Source organism: Janthinobacterium sp. ROICE36, assembly GCF_002869965.1.
GTDB lineage: Bacteria > Pseudomonadota > Gammaproteobacteria > Burkholderiales > Burkholderiaceae_D > Janthinobacterium.
This window is the reverse complement of the sequence record NZ_PEBS01000005.1, coordinates 54473-71599: the sequence shown is the minus strand read 5'-3', so window position 1 is coordinate 71599 and position 17127 is coordinate 54473. Positions and strand designations below refer to the sequence as shown.

General features: G+C 61.6%; 14 protein-coding genes. 10 read left to right on the top strand and 4 right to left on the bottom strand.

Annotated features, from left to right (window positions below; genetic code table 11):
- From CSZ94_RS03660 to CSZ94_RS03640, 5 genes are all read left to right on the top strand, one after another.
- Window positions 1–1155, top strand: a complete 1155-nt coding sequence (locus CSZ94_RS03660) for a sugar phosphate nucleotidyltransferase (RefSeq protein WP_102120261.1) — start codon at window positions 1–3, stop codon at window positions 1153–1155.
- Window positions 1156–1175: 20 nt separating this feature from the next.
- The gene (locus CSZ94_RS03655) at window positions 1176–2630 is read left to right on the top strand and encodes a mannose-1-phosphate guanylyltransferase/mannose-6-phosphate isomerase (RefSeq protein ID WP_102120260.1); all 1455 of its coding nucleotides are present in this window, start codon (window positions 1176–1178) and stop codon (window positions 2628–2630) included.
- A 182-nt stretch (window positions 2631–2812) separates the two neighbouring features.
- A complete protein-coding gene (locus CSZ94_RS03650; RefSeq protein ID WP_102120259.1) occupies window positions 2813–3370 on the top strand; it encodes an FxDxF family PEP-CTERM protein in 558 nt (185 codons plus the stop codon).
- 84 nt (window positions 3371–3454) lie between these two features.
- Window positions 3455–4033, top strand: a complete 579-nt coding sequence (locus tag CSZ94_RS03645; protein ID WP_102120258.1) for an FxDxF family PEP-CTERM protein — start codon at window positions 3455–3457, stop codon at window positions 4031–4033.
- Between the two features lie 130 nt (window positions 4034–4163).
- Window positions 4164–5192, top strand: coding sequence for a TIGR03790 family protein (locus tag CSZ94_RS03640; protein WP_102120257.1), 1029 nt, complete (start codon window positions 4164–4166; stop codon window positions 5190–5192).
- A gap of 46 nt (window positions 5193–5238) precedes the next feature.
- On the opposite strand, the gene CSZ94_RS27880 is transcribed toward CSZ94_RS03640, so the two are convergent.
- Window positions 5239–5955: a PEP-CTERM sorting domain-containing protein gene (locus CSZ94_RS27880; RefSeq protein ID WP_180977349.1), complete on the bottom strand. Its 717-nt coding sequence runs from the start codon at window positions 5953–5955 to the stop codon at window positions 5239–5241.
- A gap of 478 nt (window positions 5956–6433) precedes the next feature.
- Here CSZ94_RS27880 and CSZ94_RS03630 point away from each other — a divergent pair, with 478 nt between their 5' ends.
- From CSZ94_RS03630 to CSZ94_RS03615, 4 genes are all read left to right on the top strand, one after another.
- Window positions 6434–9433 (top strand): ExeM/NucH family extracellular endonuclease, encoded by a 3000-nt coding sequence (locus CSZ94_RS03630; RefSeq protein ID WP_102120256.1) that lies wholly within the window; start codon window positions 6434–6436, stop codon window positions 9431–9433.
- A 9-nt stretch (window positions 9434–9442) separates the two neighbouring features.
- Window positions 9443–10081 carry an NF038129 family PEP-CTERM protein gene (locus CSZ94_RS03625; RefSeq protein ID WP_102120255.1) on the top strand — a complete coding sequence of 213 codons (639 nt, stop codon included), beginning with the start codon at window positions 9443–9445 and terminating at the stop codon, window positions 10079–10081.
- 189 nt (window positions 10082–10270) lie between these two features.
- Window positions 10271–10990 (top strand): winged helix-turn-helix domain-containing protein, encoded by a 720-nt coding sequence (locus tag CSZ94_RS03620; protein WP_102120254.1) that lies wholly within the window; start codon window positions 10271–10273, stop codon window positions 10988–10990.
- 32 nt (window positions 10991–11022) lie between these two features.
- Window positions 11023–11670: a LuxR C-terminal-related transcriptional regulator gene (locus tag CSZ94_RS03615; RefSeq protein WP_258000750.1), complete on the top strand. Its 648-nt coding sequence runs from the start codon at window positions 11023–11025 to the stop codon at window positions 11668–11670.
- Here the strand turns inward: CSZ94_RS03615 and CSZ94_RS03610 are convergent.
- The 3 genes from CSZ94_RS03610 to CSZ94_RS03600 form a co-directional block, all read right to left on the bottom strand.
- Window positions 11667–12125 carry a protease inhibitor I9 family protein gene (locus tag CSZ94_RS03610; RefSeq protein ID WP_102120252.1) on the bottom strand — a complete coding sequence of 153 codons (459 nt, stop codon included), beginning with the start codon at window positions 12123–12125 and terminating at the stop codon, window positions 11667–11669. The two genes, CSZ94_RS03615 and CSZ94_RS03610, sit on opposite strands and share 4 nt — an antisense overlap.
- 114 nt (window positions 12126–12239) lie before the next feature.
- On the bottom strand, window positions 12240–15392 hold the full coding sequence (locus CSZ94_RS03605) for a S8 family peptidase (protein WP_102120251.1): 3153 nt from the start codon (window positions 15390–15392) through the stop codon (window positions 12240–12242).
- Window positions 15393–15428: 36 nt separating this feature from the next.
- Window positions 15429–16187 (bottom strand): NF038120 family PEP-CTERM protein, encoded by a 759-nt coding sequence (locus tag CSZ94_RS03600; RefSeq protein WP_102120250.1) that lies wholly within the window; start codon window positions 16185–16187, stop codon window positions 15429–15431.
- A gap of 465 nt (window positions 16188–16652) precedes the next feature.
- Between CSZ94_RS03600 and gspG the strand changes: the two genes are divergently transcribed.
- Window positions 16653–17096, top strand: a complete 444-nt coding sequence (gene gspG, locus CSZ94_RS03595) for a type II secretion system major pseudopilin GspG (RefSeq protein WP_102120249.1) — start codon at window positions 16653–16655, stop codon at window positions 17094–17096.
- The last annotated feature ends 31 nt before the right edge of the window (window positions 17097–17127 follow it).

Sequence of the window (17127 nt, the reverse complement as noted above, 5' to 3'; positions counted from 1 at the left end):
ATGAAAGCGATGATATTAGCTGCAGGCAAGGGCACGCGCGTGCGGCCCTTGACCTACGATTTGCCCAAGCCCATGATCCCCATCCTGGGCAAGCCTGTAATGGCATATCTTGTGGAGCACCTGGCGCAGCATGGCGTGACTGACATCATGGTCAACGTCAGCTATCTGCATGAAAAGATCGAAGAGTACTTTGGCGAAGGCCATCAGTTTGGCGTGCAGATCGGCTATTCCTTCGAAGGTTATACGAATGATGCGGGTGAGGTCGTGCCACAACCGCTGGGTTCGGCCGGCGGCATGAAGAAGATCCAGGAGTTTGGTGGCTTTTTTGACGAAACGACGATCGTGCTGTGCGGCGACGCCTTGATCGACCTCGACCTGGAAGCGGCCCTGCGCGAGCACCGCCGCGTGGGGGCGCTGGCCTCCGTCATCACCCTGGAAGTACCGTGGGACAAGGTGTCGAGCTATGGCGTGGTGGTCAGCGACGACGATGGGCGCATCCGCGCCTTCCAGGAAAAGCCGGCGCAGGCCGATGCGCTGTCCAATTGCGTCAGCACCGGTATCTATATTTTCGAGCCGCAAGTATTGGACCTGATACCTTGCGACCGCCCGTTCGATATTGGCTCGGAACTGTTTCCCCTGCTGGTAGAGCAGGGTTTGCCTTTCTATGCCCAAAAGTGCCAATACAACTGGATCGACATCGGCAGCGTGAAGGATTACTGGGAAGTGCTGCAAAGCGTGCTGATGGGGGAAGTTGCACAGTTGCAGGTGCCTGGCACCCAGATTGCCGATGGCGTGTGGGCTGGCCTGAATACCAGTATCGACTGGAGTGGCGGCACGCGTATCGAAGGCCCCGTCTACATCGGCTCGGGCTGCCGTATCGAAGCGGGGGCCACTATCATCGGCCCCACCTGGATCGGCCACGGCAGCCATGTCTGTAGCGGTGCCGAAGTGGTGCGCAGCGTGTTGTTTGAATACACGCGTGTGTTGCCCGATGTGCTGCTCGATGAGCTGATCGTCTTCAAGGATTACAGTGTCGACCGCGCCGGCCAGATGCGCCATGTCTCCGATTACACGAGCGATGCCTGGGGCAATGCGCGCGACCGGCGCAGCCAGCGCCGCGAAGAAACGCCGCGGGCCTTGTATGCTTCCTCATAAACTGTTTGCCAAATGAAACCATGAAAATTTATCCAGTCATCCTGTCCGGCGGTTCGGGCACCCGTTTATGGCCGCTGTCGCGCGCCGTGCTACCCAAGCAGTTGTTGCCGCTGGTAACGGACAAGACCATGCTGCAGGAAACTGCCCTACGCGTGAGCAGCCTGCCGAACCGCCGTGCCGGCGATAGCGGACTGGCTGGTTTTGACGTCATGCCGCCGCTGGTGGTATGTGGCAATGAGCACCGCTTCATGGTGGCCGAGCAATTGCGCGAGATCGGACTGACACCGCTGGGGATTTTACTGGAACCGGTGGGACGCAACACGGCGCCTGCCGTGGCCGTGGCTGCGCAATATCTGCTGGCCATCGACCCGCAGGCCCTGATGCTGGTCTTGCCGGCCGACCATGTCATTACCGATGTGGCTGCGTTTCACGAGGCCATCGCCAAGGCGGCGCTGCTCGCGTCCGATGGCGCCCTGGCCACTTTCGGCATCGTGCCAACGGCGCCGGAAACGGGGTATGGCTATATCCGCAGTGGCGCGCCCGTGAGCACGGGTGGGGCGGGCTGCCGGGTCGAGCGTTTCGTGGAAAAGCCCGATCTCGCCACGGCGCAGTCGTTCCTCGCCGCCGGTAATTATTTCTGGAACAGCGGCATGTTTATGTTCCTCGCTGAGCGTTATCTTGGCGAGCTGGGACAATTTCAGCCGGCCATGCTGGCCTCCTGCGAGGCAGCCGTGCGCGACGGCTACCGCGACCTCGATTTCTGCCGCCTGGAAGAGCAGGCCTTCGCCGCTTGTCCATCGGATTCGATCGACTACGCCGTCATGGAGCATACGGCGTATGCGGTGGTGCTGCCGGCTGCCATCGGTTGGAGCGATGTGGGTTCCTGGTCGGCATTGTGGGAAGTGCAGCAGGGAGATGTCAACGGTAACGTGGTGCGCGGCGATGTGTATCTCGATGGCGTGAGCAATTGCCTGGTGCGCGCCGAGCGCCGCATGGTGGCCGTGCTGGGCGTGCAGGACTTGATCGTCGTGGAAACGGACGACGCCATCCTGGTGGCGCACAAGGACCAGGTACAGCGCGTGAAACAGGTGGTCGATCACTTGAAGCAGGCGGGGCGAAGCGAACACGTGCAGCATCGCAAGGTGTACCGCCCGTGGGGCAGCTATGAAGGCATTGATATCGGCGAGCGCTTCCAGGTCAAGCGCATCACCGTCAATCCTGGCGGCAAGCTGTCTCTGCAGATGCACCACCACCGCGCCGAACACTGGGTGGTGGTGAGCGGTACGGCTAGTGTAACTTGCGGCGACAAGGTGACCTTGCTGACGGAAAACGAATCGACCTACATCCCCATTGGCATGACGCACCGGCTGGAAAACCCGGGCAAGTTGCCTTTGCACCTGATTGAGGTGCAATCGGGCAGCTACCTGGGTGAAGACGACATCGTGCGGCTGGAGGATGTTTACCAGCGCGCCTGACGCGTGGTTTTTACGATATTCGCCCCGTGAAACTATTGTCTTGAAGAATGATGCTATAAAGTAACTTTCAATTAAACAATAGTTAACACAAAAAATTACTTTATGCTATGATTCTGCCTGGTTTGATCAAATAACTCATGCGGACGCGCTGGCGCGTCCGCATTCACGTTCAGTGGAATAGCATGAAGAAAAATACGTATTCGGTGCTGGCCGCGCTGGCCTTTGCCGGTTCAGCTTTGTTCGCCCAGGCAGCCTTTGCCGCGCCTGTCGACATCAGTTCCACGGCTGGCGCCGTCAATCTGGCATCTGGCGGTTCGCTGACCTTTGGTGATAAGTTCAAAAACAATCAAAAGAGCAATTTTTTCAATGACTTGTTCACGTTCAACGTGGCGCAGGCCAGCGACCTGAGCGTGGTACTGAACTCGCGCAGCAGCAGCGCGACGAATGGCCTGAACCTGACGGGTTTCGGCTTGTACAGCAGCGTCGGCAATACCTTGTCGCTGGGCGGCGATCAGTTGCTGACCGGCATCGATGACAAATGGACCCTGTCGTATGCCAATCTGACTGCTGGTTCCTATTATTTGAAAGTCAGCGGCAACGTGGTCTCGAATACGGGCGCAGCCTTCAGCGCGAACGGCAGCCTGATTTCGGCCGTGCCTGAGCCAGGCACGTATGCGATGTTGCTGGCGGGCCTGGGCCTGCTGGGCTTCATGGCGCGCCGTCGCCAGAAGGCGGCTTGAGCCTTGCCTGGCTGATAGGCATCTTCGTTTGCGTTTCCATCCCGCAGCTGGCCTGAGTCAGTTGCAGTCATCTTGGTGAAAAGTATGAAAAAATTCCTGAAATCCCTGTTTGTGGCCGCCATGTTTGCCGGCAGCAGCGTGGCAGCCCAAGCGGCGCCGGTTGACATCAGCCACGCGACGGTAGATCTGACGCAAGACTTGCTTGATTATTCCAGTAGCGAACTGCTGGGCTCGTTTTCGCTGGCGCCAGGCCAATTGGCCGGCGAGGGCAATAACTTTTTCAGCGACAAATTTACCTTCAGCGTAACTGGCTTCAACGACCTGAGCGCGCTGGCGACATCGCTCAAGCCGAGCGCCAATTCCGGCCTGACCTTGACCGGTCTGAGCCTGGGCAATGCCAGCGGCATTCTTTTTCATGGCGCGCTTGACCTGATCAATTTCACGGCGCAAGACCAGGCGTGGTCGTTGCAGTCCGGTTCCACGCCTTTGGCTGCTGGCAATTACTTCCTGCAAATTGACGGTTATGTGGCCTCGCCAACTGGCGGCAGTTATAGTGGCATCCTGGCCGTCACGCCGGTGCCGGAGCCGGAAACCTACGGCATGTTGCTGGCGGGCCTGGCTTTGGTCGGCTTCATGGCGCGCCGCCGCAAGCTGCAAGCCTGAAGAAAAAATTCTGTACATGAAACGGAGGCTGCGGCCTCCGTTTTTTTTCCGCGGGTGGACGTGGCGCTATAATGGTCAGGCTCAGTTGGTGGCTGCGGCATGGCTGCTTTGACCTTCCTCAACGACGATATTGACCTTGCATAAAGCTCTCTTCCTTTCGCTGGCGCTGACCGCCGGCATCGCACATGCCGATGCGCCATCCATGTCCTCAGGACTGAATGCGCTGCAATTGGCTGTCGTGATCAATGACGCCGAACCGAACAGCATCGCGGTGGGCGAATATTACCGCCAGGCGCATAGCATCCCTCCTGAAAATGTTGTGCACGTGAATATTCCGAATCGCCCGCGCAAGCTCAGCATGGATCAGTTCGCGCAGTTGAAGGAACGGATCGACGCGCAATTGAAGCCCCATATCCAGGCTGTGCTGATGATATGGAGCGCGCCGTACGCGGTCGAATGCAACTCCATCACTTCCGCCTATACCCTGGGCTACGATGCTGGGCAGTGCGTGAAGACGTGTGACGCCGGCAAGCCCAGCACATATTTCAACAGCAATGTTGCGCAACCATTTACGCAGATGGGCATGCGCCTGTCCATCCTGCTGCCCATCGATTTTGTGGAAGAGGCCAAGGCCGTGGTGGATCGTGGGACCGTCAGCGGTTTTTCCGTGCCTACTGCCAGCGCGTATTATCTGACCACCAGCGAAAATGCGCGCAACAGCCGTGCCGCCTTTTTTCCACCTGCAGGAATCGTGCGCCAGCGCAAGTTGACGGTCAAGAACCTGAAGGCGGATGTGCTCGATGGCGCGCAAGACATCATGGTGTACCAGACCGGTATGGCCAAGGTCGCCAAACTCGATACCTTGCGCTTCTTGCCGGGCGCATTGGCGGATCACTTGACGTCGTATGGCGGCGATCTGCAGGGGACGGCGCAGATGAGCAGCCAACGCTGGCTGGAGGCGGGCGCGACGGCCAGTTACGGTACCGTCAGTGAACCGTGCAATTACTGGCAAAAGTTCCCTAATCCGACGGTATTGCTGCGGCGCTACCTGACGGGCATGACGGCGCTTGAAGCGTACTGGGGAAGTGTGGCGTGGCCGGCGCAGGGATTGTTCATCGGTGATCCGCTGGCCGCGCCCTACGCCGCTTACCGGCGCTGAAGCCGTCATCCACAGAGGAAGAAAAAGGCTCTTGCAAGCCTTTTTTTTATGCTTTGTGAGCTGCCTTGCGGCGTCCGGCAAATGCCAGCAAGCCGAGCCCTACCATCAGCATGGCCCAGGTTTCCGGTTCAGGTACTGCCGGAGTGACGGGTGGCACGAGGCTGCCGCCGTTGCTGCCGCCATCAATGCCGCCGCCCACGCCGCCACCGCCTACGCCGCCACCGCCACCGCCACCGGCGGGCGAACCGGCCTCGCGACTGGATGAGCTCACAAATGGCGCATACTCGCTGCGTGCGCCAGCATATGCGCGTGGCGCGCCATGATAGCCGTCCGCACCATCTGTTGGTTGACTTTCTTGTACAGATACGAAGTCACGCGTGCCGAAGCGGTATTCGCCGCCGGCACGACCGGTGCGCAAGCCACCTTCGCTGCCGCTGCCGCCCTGTTGCGCCAGCAGGTTCGCCAGGCGATGGTCCTTGTTGGGGAATTGCGGGTGGCGCAGCACCTGGTCTGACTCACCCAGGCTGAACTCAGGCGTCTGGTTCGTGCCATCGTTGGTGCGCGCGCCAAAGCCGATGAAGCCATTGACTAGGCTGCAAGCACTGTAAGTGCCGTCGAAGTCAGCCTCATTGGCCTTGCCGCTGGCGCCGGATGTGTTTGCCTGGCAGCCTTTGTCGTCCGTGTTTGACTGCTGTTGGGCACTTTGTGCCTGGGCTGAACCGCCGCACAGCGCTAGCGCCGCAGCAATAACCAGGGCACGCATGGGGAGTCTGGTGATGGGTTTTAACATAGCTGGTCTCTTAAGAGTGCATCCCGTGCGCCAGTGCGCCTGCTGTCAGGATGGGATTTTTGCCGGCTCTAACGATGCCGCCTTTGTGGGCATCGCCGAATCGGAAAATCAAGTTGCGGGCGTGGGTGGAGCCTGCTCCTGCGGTCTTTACTGCATATTACTTTAAAGCGCTAATCCCTTGTCAGGATTAAAACTTATTTGCCTGAAATATATCACATTTTTCCTCTCAATGCATTCCTTCAATGAATGAGATGAATTATTTGTTGTTGATCAGTTACTTTTCTAGATGCTGCAGATGGCGTATTTACGCCATTCGGCTTAATCAAATGTCATCAAGTCGTCATCCCCGGTCTTTAATATGCAAATAACAAGTCTGAAATGCTTTTGTTCATTGTGGTGCGCCGGCCCGCCTGTTGGAGCTGGCGCCATTTTTTTACTGACCGGGATCTCCATGCACACCTCGCTTTCCTCTTTGCGCACGCCCTTGCGCCTGACCGTCATGGCCACGCTGCTGGCCAGCCTGTCCCTGTCAACCGTGGCCCTGGCTGCTTCCGATATCGTCATCAGCCAGGTGTATGGCGGTGGCGGCAATGGCGGCGCTGTATATACCAATGACTTCATCGAAGTTTTCAACCGGGGCGCCAGTCCGGTCAATTTGAATAACTGGAGCGTGCAATACGCGTCAGCTGCAGGTTCGAGCTGGTCCGTGACGGCCTTGCCGGCTATCGATTTGCAAGCCGGCCAGTATCTGCTGGTCCAGCAAGCCAAAGGCGCTGGCGGTACGGCGGCGCTGCCCACACCGGACGCCAGCGGCAGTGTGGCCATGTCGGGCACGGCGGGCAAGGTGTTACTGAGCAATAGCAAGACGGCGCAAACGGGCGTGAGCCCCACGGGTGCCAGCGTCGTCGACCTGGTCGGTTTTGGTACGGCCAACGGCTTCGAGGGCAACGTGGCGCCCGCGCCATCGAATACCCTGTCGATAGCGCGCGCGAATGGCGGCTGTGGCGACACGGACGACAACGGCGCCGACTTTGCCAGCGGCAGCGTGACGCCGCGCAATACGGCATCGCCGCTGCATGTGTGCGGTGGCCCCGTTGTGCACCAGATCATAACCAGCTGCCCCGCCAGTCTGGCGCTGGCCGTGGGTAATGGCGGCAGCGCCGTGCTGCGCGCCTCTGATGTGGACGGCATCGTGAACGCGGCAAGCGTGACGTCACCCGCCGTGGCCGGCATCAGCCTGGCCAATTTCAGTGCCGCCGGCGTGGCCGGTGAGAGTGCCATGGTCAGCCTGCTGGTGGCCGCTGGCGTGCCGGTGGGCAATTATCCCGTCATCGTGAATTTCAGCAATGACCAGCAGCAAAGCACCAGCTGCAAGATCGATGTCGCCGTGCAAGGCCTGGCCGCCATCAGCCACACGATTCCGCAAATCCAGGGCAGTGGCGCGGCCAGCCCCTACGCCAATGCCGTGCAGACGACGCAGGGCGTGGTGACCCTGAAAGTGGGTACGGGCTTCTTCATCCAGGACGCGGCCGGTGACGGCGACCCTTCGACCTCAGACGGCATCTTCGTGTACACGGGCGCGACGGCCACCACCGTGCAGCCGGGCGAACTGGTGCGCGTGACGGGCACGGTGTTCGAGTACACCCCGACGGGCGCGAAAAATTCCTACACGGAATTGAAGGACGTGACGGCCATCCTCACGCAAAGCGCGGGCCACAGCATCGTACCGGCCAACGTGACCTTGCCGAACGACAATCTGGCTGCCGTGGAAGGCATGCTGGTGCGCTTTACGCAACCGTTGACTGTGTCGCAAAACGCCTATCTGGGCGCGCGCGGCGAATTGAGCCTGTCGGCGGGCCGGCGCGAAGTGCCGACCAACCGTTATCCAGCCGGATCAAACGAAGCGCAAGCCTTGATCGCCGCTAATGCGAACAACCTGATCGTGCTCGATGATGGCATTTTCGTCACGCCGCCCACGATTCCGTACATCGGCCAGGATGGCACCGTGCGCAGCGGCGATACGCTGTCCGACTTGACGGGCGTGGTGGATTTTGGCGCCATCGGCGGCGGTGGCGCCGCATATAAACTGCAGCCGACGCAGGCGCCACAGTTTTCGCGCGACAATCCGCGCACGGGCAGTCCGGAACTGCCGTCCGGCAACGTCAAGGTGGCCAGTGCCAATGTGCTGAACTTCTTTACGACCTTTACCAATGGCAGCAATGTCTTTGGCCAGACGGGTCAGGGTTGTACTTTGGGCACTTCGACCACCAAGAGCAATTGCCGCGGCGCCGACAACCTGGCCGAGTTCGTGCGCCAGCGCGACAAGATTGTGGCCGAACTGCAAGCCATCGACGCGGACGTGGTGGGCTTGATGGAAATCCAGAACAATGGCGAAATAGCCGTCACCTATCTGGTCGAGCAACTCAACGCGGCCATCGGCGGCGTCACGTATGCCGTGGTGCCGAAACCGGCCGCCACCGGCACGGACGCCATCCGCGTGGCCATGATCTACAAGCCTGCCAAGCTGGGCCTGGTGGGCGGCGCTTTGTCGGACGCCAACGCCATCAACAACCGTCCGCCGATGGCGCAGACCTTCCGTGCCGCGAATGGCGAGAAATTCTCGCTGGTCGTCAACCACCTGAAATCGAAGGGCAGTTGTCCGTCGAGCGGGCTGGACGCTGACCAGAATGATAGCCAGAGTTGCTGGAACGCTACCCGCGTGCAGCAAGCACAGCGCCTGGTGGGCAGCTTCGTGCCGCAGGTGGCTGCCGCCGCCGGCGACGCCGACGTGCTGGTCATCGGCGACCTCAACTCGTATGGCGCGGAAGACCCGATCCAGGTCATCACGGGCGCCGGCTTTGTCAATGAGCTCGAGCGTTTCGTGCGTCCGTCGGGCGTGCCGTATTCATATGTCTTCGGCGGCCAGAGCGGCTACCTCGACCATGCGCTGGCCAGCGCTTCGCTGAGCCCGCAAGTGGCGGGGGTGGCCGAATGGCATGTGAATGCAGACGAGCCGGAGGTGATCGATTACAACATCGACTCGGCCAAGCCGCAAGACCTGTACAACGCCTTGCCCTACCGCGCCTCGGATCACGATCCTGTCGTCGTCAGCCTGGACTTGCAGCCCGCCTTGCGCGACATCACGGCCGACGTTGCGCAAGCCAGTTCGGGAATGACGTTCAACCGCGTGACGCAAAAGTACACGGGGACGTTTGCTTTCACCAACACGGGCACGACGGCCATCAGCGGTCCGTTCCAGGTGGTGTTTGGCGGCTTGCCGGCCGGCGTCAGCCTGGCCAATGCCACGGGCAGCCATGCGGGCGCCGCTTACGTCACCGTCAATGCGGCCAGCCTGGCGCCCGGTGCTACAGCCTCGTTCGCGGTCAGTTTTACCAATCCGTCCAAAGTGACGATCCATTATTCCGCCAGCATTTTTGCCGGCAACTTCTAAGGAAGCATCATGTTGACTACGACATTACATCTGACCCTGCGTCGCGCCGTGCTGGCCGCCGTGCTGGCCGCCAGCAGCAGTCTGGCGCTGGCGGACCCGCTCGGCTACCACGTGGAAATCGACACCAGCGCATTCTCTGGCGCCGGTTTCCTCGACTTCGCCTTTATCGCTGGCAATAGTCCTGCGCCGGGCGCCAGCGCCACCTTGAGCCATTTCTCGGGTGCGTTCGGCGCGCTGGAATCGCAGGAAGGCAGTGTCAGCGGCAGCTTGCCCGGCAGTTTGACCTTCGGCAATAGCGGTGCCTACAACGACTGGTTTCACAATGTGACCCTGGGCGGCAAGTTCGGTTTCAACATCGTCTTTGGCGGCGATTTCCTGAACACGTCCGGCAACGCTGGCACGACCTTCGGGGTGGGCTTGCTCGACGCCACGGCGACGTCCTACCTGGGCAATATCAATGGCAACTTGCTGCAATTCGAGCTGACCCCGCTCAACGGAGGCTTGCCCGCCAGCATAGCCGGCAGCACCTACGCCAGCATCGCGACGATCTCGGCCGTACCGGAAGCGTCGGAATGGATGATGTTGACGGGCGGCCTGGCGCTGATCGGTTTTGCCCTGCGCCGACGCCAGTCTGTCACGCCAGCGTAGTCTTTCCAGTCTGGACACAGCGCGCCCATGGCCCGCTGTGTTTTTTTTCATCTATTTATTTGAAATAGCTATAAATCAGGAAACTAAATTGTATTAGTCAGCGTTTTGCGCTTGATGCATAGTGAAAAACTTGTCGGGCAGTCTAGTTTTTTCATGGGCTGCCGCCAACTTTTTCGGGAGGATGCATCGATGCCTGGCCACATTCTGATGCTGGACCCAGCGCCCGCCATGCAAGCGCTGCTGGCGCATAATCTCGCCGGCGCCGGCTATCGGGTCAGCTGTGCCGTGGACGCGCGCGGCGCGCTGGCGCTGCTGGCCGCTACCCCGATTGACCTGTTGATGCTGGAATGGGCATTGCCGGATGCCTGCGGCATCGGGCTGTTGCGCCAGGTACGCCAGGACGGCGTGCTGTGCGACTTGCCCATCATCATGCTGAGTGCGCGCGATAGCGAGCAGGACAAGGTGCTGGCGCTGGAAAGCGGCGCCGACGATTATCTCTGCAAGCCTTTCGGTCCACGTGAAATGCTGGCACGCGTGCATGCGCTGCTGCGCCGGCGCGCGCCTTCGGCCTTGCGCGCAAGTTCAGGCTCAAGCGTGGCTGGCGATACCGTCTTGCGCCTCGATCCGCATACCCAGCGCGTGACCGTCGGCAGCGTGCCCGTCAACCTGGGCCGCGTGGAATTCAGACTGTTGCATTTCCTCATGGAGCATCCGGACAGGGTGCATAGTCGCGCGCAATTGCTGGACCAGGTCTGGGGCCATGGCGCTTATCTGGACGAGCGCACTGTCGACGCCCACGTGGGACGCTTGCGGCACGCTTTGCAGCCGGAAGGATGTGGCCACCGCATCGAGACCGTGCGCGGCAGCGGCTACCGTTACCTGGCGTTTGATGCCGCCATGTGCGCATGATGCTGCTGACGGGGCGGGAACAGGAATATCTGTTGCACGCCATACTCGGCGCGCATGGCATCAGCGTGTCCAGCGATTTTTTCCTGTGGAGTCAGGGCCCGTTGCAAGCCTTGTTGCCGCACGCCATACTCGTTTGCGCGCAACTGGGCGCCGATGGGAGTGTGCTGCGCAGCGAGGCATGGCACAGTGCCGTGCTCGATCCCGTGCAGTTGCGCGACATCAACGACACGCGCGATGGCCAGGTGGCGCGTCTGGCGCAGGCCTGGCGCGCGGGCGGCAGGAAGGCGGCCGTCATCGGACAAGTCTTGGTGCATGGCAATGTGATGGCAGGCGGTGGCAGTTTTTTTGCTCTGTTCTGCGCCTCCTTGCCGGACCCGGCGCGCCAGGCGTATGTACTGGAACTGCTGCTGCCCTATCTGCACCTGCATTGGCTGGCGCTGCAAGAGCGCGTGCGCGTGCCCGTGGCGGGCCTGGCAGCGTCGCGCGCGGCCAGCGCGCGCGAGCTGGAAGTGCTGCACTGGGTCAGCATCGGCAAGAGCAATGAAGAGGTGGGGCAAATCCTCGGCATCAGCGGCGGAACCGTGAAAAGCCATTTGCAGCGCATCTACAAATTATTCGGCGTGAGCAACCGCACGCAAGCCGTGTCGCGCGGCCTCGCGCTGCGCCTGCTCAGCCATTAGCGCTGGTCCTGCGGCGGCGCCTGTTTCTTGCCATTGCCGCCATCAGTGTGCGTGTATTCGATGGTGCTGAGCGATACCTGGGCCACGTCCGGGCTGGCTCGCAGGCGCGCCACTTCGTCTGGCGTCAGCATGGCCGCGAAGCCGTTCAGGGTGACCGTGTAGCGGTATTGCACGGACGCCTCGGCCACCAGCGCCAGCACGGCACGCTGGCGCTCTTCCAGGTAAGCCGTATAGCGGCGCGCCGCCTCGCTGTCCGTCTCCAGTCGCCGGCCCTGAACGAAAGTCGGGGCCAGGCCCGGCACGCCCCCCGTGTACGAGGCCAGTGGTGCATCCGTCAATTGTACGATGTAGGTGTGGCGCGCCAGCGGCGCCGGTTTGTGCTGCTCCGTTGGCACGGCGCCGGCCAAGCCGCTGACTCCGGCAATGGCGGCAAATATCCAGTTTTTCGATGGCATGGCAGGCTTTCCAGGCGTTGGGGAGGCAGTTGTGATGTCGATTCTACGCCTGTAGCGGCGGCACAAAAAAACGCGCCCCGCAGGGCGCGTCGTGTTGCCAATCGCACGATGTGCTTACAGCTTGGCGTCCATTTTCACGTTGCGCATGCTGGGGACGGCCAGCGGCAGCGGATTGTTGGTTTGCACAGACAGGACGGTGGTGGAGGCCGCCGTATTGTTGCCATCAAGGAAGACGACGCCGCCCAGGTAGCGTTTGCCCGTTTCCAGGCCCGACCAGCTGACGCCGGCCGTGGCGCTGCCGCCCACATACACCTTGCCTGGCAGGGTGGCTTTCAGGTTGCCGCCCTTGTCGGCCGTCGTGACGACGGCTGACGACAGGCTGAAGCCGGTCGACACGCCATTCGCCACTTCGTAGCCGATCACGCACAGCTTGTAGCTGCCGGCCGCCGGGGTGGTCACGGTGATCGCCTCGTTCGAGCCAGCCGAGGCCGAAGTGGCGACGGTCGCACCCGCGCTGTTGAGCAGCAGCAAGTCGAGGTCATTGCCGGCGCCTTCCGTGGTGTCGCGGTCAAAGGTTTCAAAGCGCGCCACCACCGTGCTGGCCGGAATGCTGACATTGACCACCCGCACGCCGCTGCTGCCCGCCTTGCACGCGGCAGCCATTTGCTCCAGCGTGTCGACGCTGCCCGGTGCGGCCTGGCTGATGGTTTGTGCGCTGCGCGCCACTTCCTTCAGGCCGCCCGTCGCCGCGCCGACCTTGCCGGCGAAGCCGGTGGACAGGGTCAGCGAACGCAGGCCGCTGACCTTGTCGGCTTGCAGCAGTGCCGGCGATTGCACCGCGCGGCCCGATCGGGCTGTGACGGGGCTGCGTACCGTGTGCACGCCATCGCTCCACACCAGGGCGCCATATTGCCAGGTGTTGTCCGGCGCCGTGGTGCGCGTCAGCGTCACGTTGAAGGACTTGGTTTCACCGGGCGCCAGCGTCAGGGTGGCAGGTGCCACTACCACGCTGTAGCCGCTGACCGAGGCGCTGGCCGTGTAGGTGGCGCTGCCGCTGCCCACGTTGGTGACGCGGCGCGCCACCGTTTGCGTGCCCAGCACGTTGGCGATGGTGATCGACGGCATGTTCAGGTTGTAGCCGGCCAGGGTGCCGCCCGCACATTCAGTCGTCATGCCGACGCCGCACATGTATTTCTTGTAGTCAGTCAGGCCGGCGTCATACACGAGGCCCGGATCGGCAGCCTTGTTCGGCGTCACGTGGCCGGCGCCCTGGCCCCATGGCAGGATGCCGCGCGCATCGCCTGCCTGCGTGTCGGGCAGGGTGGTGCTGCCGGTGGTCATCAGGGCCGATTTGATGGCGGCCGGGCTCCAGTCAGGATGCTGCTGGCGCAGCAGGGCGGCCAGGCCCGCCACATGCGGGCTGGACATCGAGGTGCCTTGCAGGAAGATGTAGGCTTGCGCCGGCACCAGGCTGCCATCCTGCACGGCGTCGCGCTGCGCGCGCGACAGGGCAGGCGAGCCGCCGGCCAGGATGTCCACGCCAGGCGCCGTGACGTCGGGCTTGAGCAGGTTGGCGTCGAACAGGTTCGGGCCGCGCGACGAGAAGTCGGCCACCACGGGGGCGGCTGGGCCGTTGCTATTGGTGACGAAGCGCGAGATGGCGGCCGTAGCGGCGCCCGTTTGTGCCTGGGCGTTGATCAGCGCGCCGTCGGCGGCGCTCACGTGCACGGCTGGCAGCACGTGCGGGTCCGATACCAGGCCCACGCCCGTGTCGACCAGCACCATGCCGGCGCCACCTGCTTCCAGCACGGCGACGCCCTTGTCGGTGCGCGCCGTAGTGCCGCGCAGGCAGCTGACGACCTTGCCTGCGACCTTGGCCGGATCCAGCAAGGCCACGCCGCCGTTGTCGCCGGCGCGGTAGCACAGCGCCAGTTTTTGCGCATCGGCGCCTGGCAATCCCGCATCCTGGGCACGGATCAAGGTGGTGGCCGGCAGCGGGTTGTAGTTGAGCGAGGCGCCCGTGTACTTGGCGCCATTGCCCAAGGTCACGGTGGCCTGATTGGCGCGGTTATGCGTCGAGGCGGCCACCGTGGTGATCCACGGGCTTACGTGGGCCACCGTGTTCGCCGGTCCCGAGTTGCCGGCCGAAGCGGCAACGAACACGCCGGCATTCGAGGCATGCAGGAAGGCTTGCTCGACCGGATCGTTGACGCTGCCGCCGCCGCTGATCGAATAGTTGATCACGTGTACGCCATCCTGCACGGCTTTTTCAATCGCTGCCACGCTGTCGCCGCCGTAGCAGCTATTTTTCGCGCCCGTCGGCTGAGTGTCCAGGTTGTAGGACCAGCAGACCTTGTAGACGGACAGGCGGGCGCGTGGCGCCATGCCGGAAATCACGCCCAGCGGCGTACCGTTCGCCGTGACAGGCACGCTCGCATTGCCACCGGCAGTCGATGAGGTGTGCGTGCCGTGGCCACCTTCGCCGCTGGGGTTGCCAACGGAGTCGCGCGGCGAGGTGAATTCGCTCCAGTGCTGAATCTTGTCCGTCTCGGTCAGGCGCACGGCGTTGAAGTATTGTGCGCCAAGCAGCTTGTTATTGCAGTGGTCTTGTGTGAAGCCTTCGCCCGTCTGGCAGCTGCCCTTCCAGGCGGCCGGCGCGGCGCCGTATGCCAGGCTGGCGTTCGGGTCGAAGGTCGGGGTGCCGTTGGCATCGACCTTGTCCGCATACGACAGGTTTTCCGGCCACACACCGCCATCGACGATGCCGATGATGATGTCTTCGCCCGCATGCTCCTTGCCACCCAACTGGCTCCACAGGCCGCCCGGCTGGTCCAGACCCAGGAAGGTTGGCGTGTAGTTCGTTTGCAGGGTGCGTGGCTCGTCGGGGGCGATGCTGGCCACGTCGCCGCTGGCCTGCAACTGGCGCACTTCGGCGTCGGTCAGCAGGGCGGAGAAACCGTTGAGGACGATCTTGTACTGGTATTGCACGGGGGCGGCGGCGACGAGCGCTTGTACCCGGGCTTGTTTCTGCTCGAGGTAGTCGCCGTACAGTTGCACTTCCGCGCTGGCCAGATCGAGGCGGCCGCCGGCGGCAGGCTGGGTGGCGCCCAGGCCTTCCACCGAGCCGGCGTAGGAAGCGATCGGTTTATCGGTCAGTTGCACGATGTAAGGGCGGCGCAAGTCATCGGCGTGGGCCTGGAAACTCAGGCTGGCAAACAGGCTCAGTACGGCGAGCGAAATGGGACGCAAAGCGGGACGGAATGTCATGTAGGATTTCCTGTAACGGTAGCGAAAAAGGGAAAATCAGGCTTGCTGGCGGCGGCGCGCCGCGAAACCGATGCCTGCCAGGCCCAGCAGCAGCATTGCGTAGGTCGATGGTTCTGGTACCGAAGCGACGATATTGTCGAGCGCAAACTGGCCCTTGTTGGTAGTGAAGGCGTTGCAACTGCCGGCCGTGTTACAAGTGAAACCGAAGAAGGCCAGCGAAGCGAATTGCTGGCTGCCGAAGCTGGCGCTGGTGTTGTAGCGCTGGAACTGGAAGCTGCCGCCAACGGGGCCGCCCAGCTGATACGTTTCGTACAGGGAAGAACCGTCAGCATAGAAGCCTTGCACGCGCAACAGGCCGGCCACCGCCGGGTAGGTGATGCCCTGGGCGTAGCCGATGAAGCTGGCGTCGAAGCCTTGCAGGCTGACGCTGCCGCCCGGGTTGAGTGGATCGAGGTAGACGATGCCGTCGTTGAGCGATGCATAGTAATTGCTTGTATTGTTGGTCGGGCAGGCCATGCCGCAGGCGTCCGGGTCCTTGCCGTCGAACACTGCACCGACCAGGTCGCCATAATTGGCGCCAGCCACATTCGAGGCGCCCGTCAGCAGGAATTTCCCGATTTCCAGAGCGTCGCCATGACCGACGAACTGGCTATCCAGATGATCAAAGTTGATCACGTCCGCCATGGCGGCGGGGGCGCAGGCGGCGGACAGGGCCAGGATGACGGCACCAGTCAACTGCTTTGCGGAGAAGGGACTTGTTGCGGAAGCTGCCTTCGGATGCACAATACGAGTCATGAATTTTCCCTTGGTGATTATGTAGGATGCAATATGTTTTGCGTCTTGGATGCTCTTTCCTGCGTGGACGGATAAGACCACTGTGCAGAAAATTAATTTTCACTATAGCAAAAGAGATAATTGTATTGTTTGATATTCTTGCAAATTTAATTTGAAAGTTACAAATAATGAATGAATAAAATTCATCGCTCACTATGAATTGGTGACCATTAGTAGATGCTTTTCGCATTGAAAATAGTTGATTCATTCACCAGACTGGCAAGCGCGGACGTGGCGCAGGCCGTTTCGTGCACAGTGGATGGTTTCCCATGCAATTTGTTGTTCACAGTACAAACAAAAGATTGTATTAACCATAAGCGGCATGGTAGGCTGATAAGCATCGGGCAAGCGCGTGTCGCCCGGGCGTGGCCATCCGCCGCGCGCAGCGACGCAATGTATTGAAGGTAGGCAATAAGGAGTTAGCGGATGCATGCAGCACACAGGCAGAACCTTGCGGCAACGCGCCATGCGCGCGGCTTTACCTTGCTCGAATTGTTGGTCGTGATAGTGATCATCGGCTTGCTGGCGGCCTACGTCGGCCCCAAGTATTTCGCCCAGCTGGGCAAATCCGAAGTGACGGTGGCCAAGGCGCAGATCGAGGCGTTTGAAAAATCGCTCGACACCTACCGCCTCGACGTGGGGCGCTATCCCACCACGGAAGAGGGTTTGGCCGCGCTGCTGGTCGCGCCGTCTGCCGCCGGCACGCGTTGGAATGGTCCCTACCTGAAAAAAGCCGTGCCGCTCGACCCGTGGGGCCATGCTTATCAGTACCGCGCGCCCGGCAGCAAGGGCGAGTATGACATCGTCTCGACGGGCAAGGATGGCCAGCCGGGCGGTAGCGGCGAGAATGCCGACATCAGCTCGCAATAAGGTCAGCGCGCCCACTCTTTTGCCACGGACA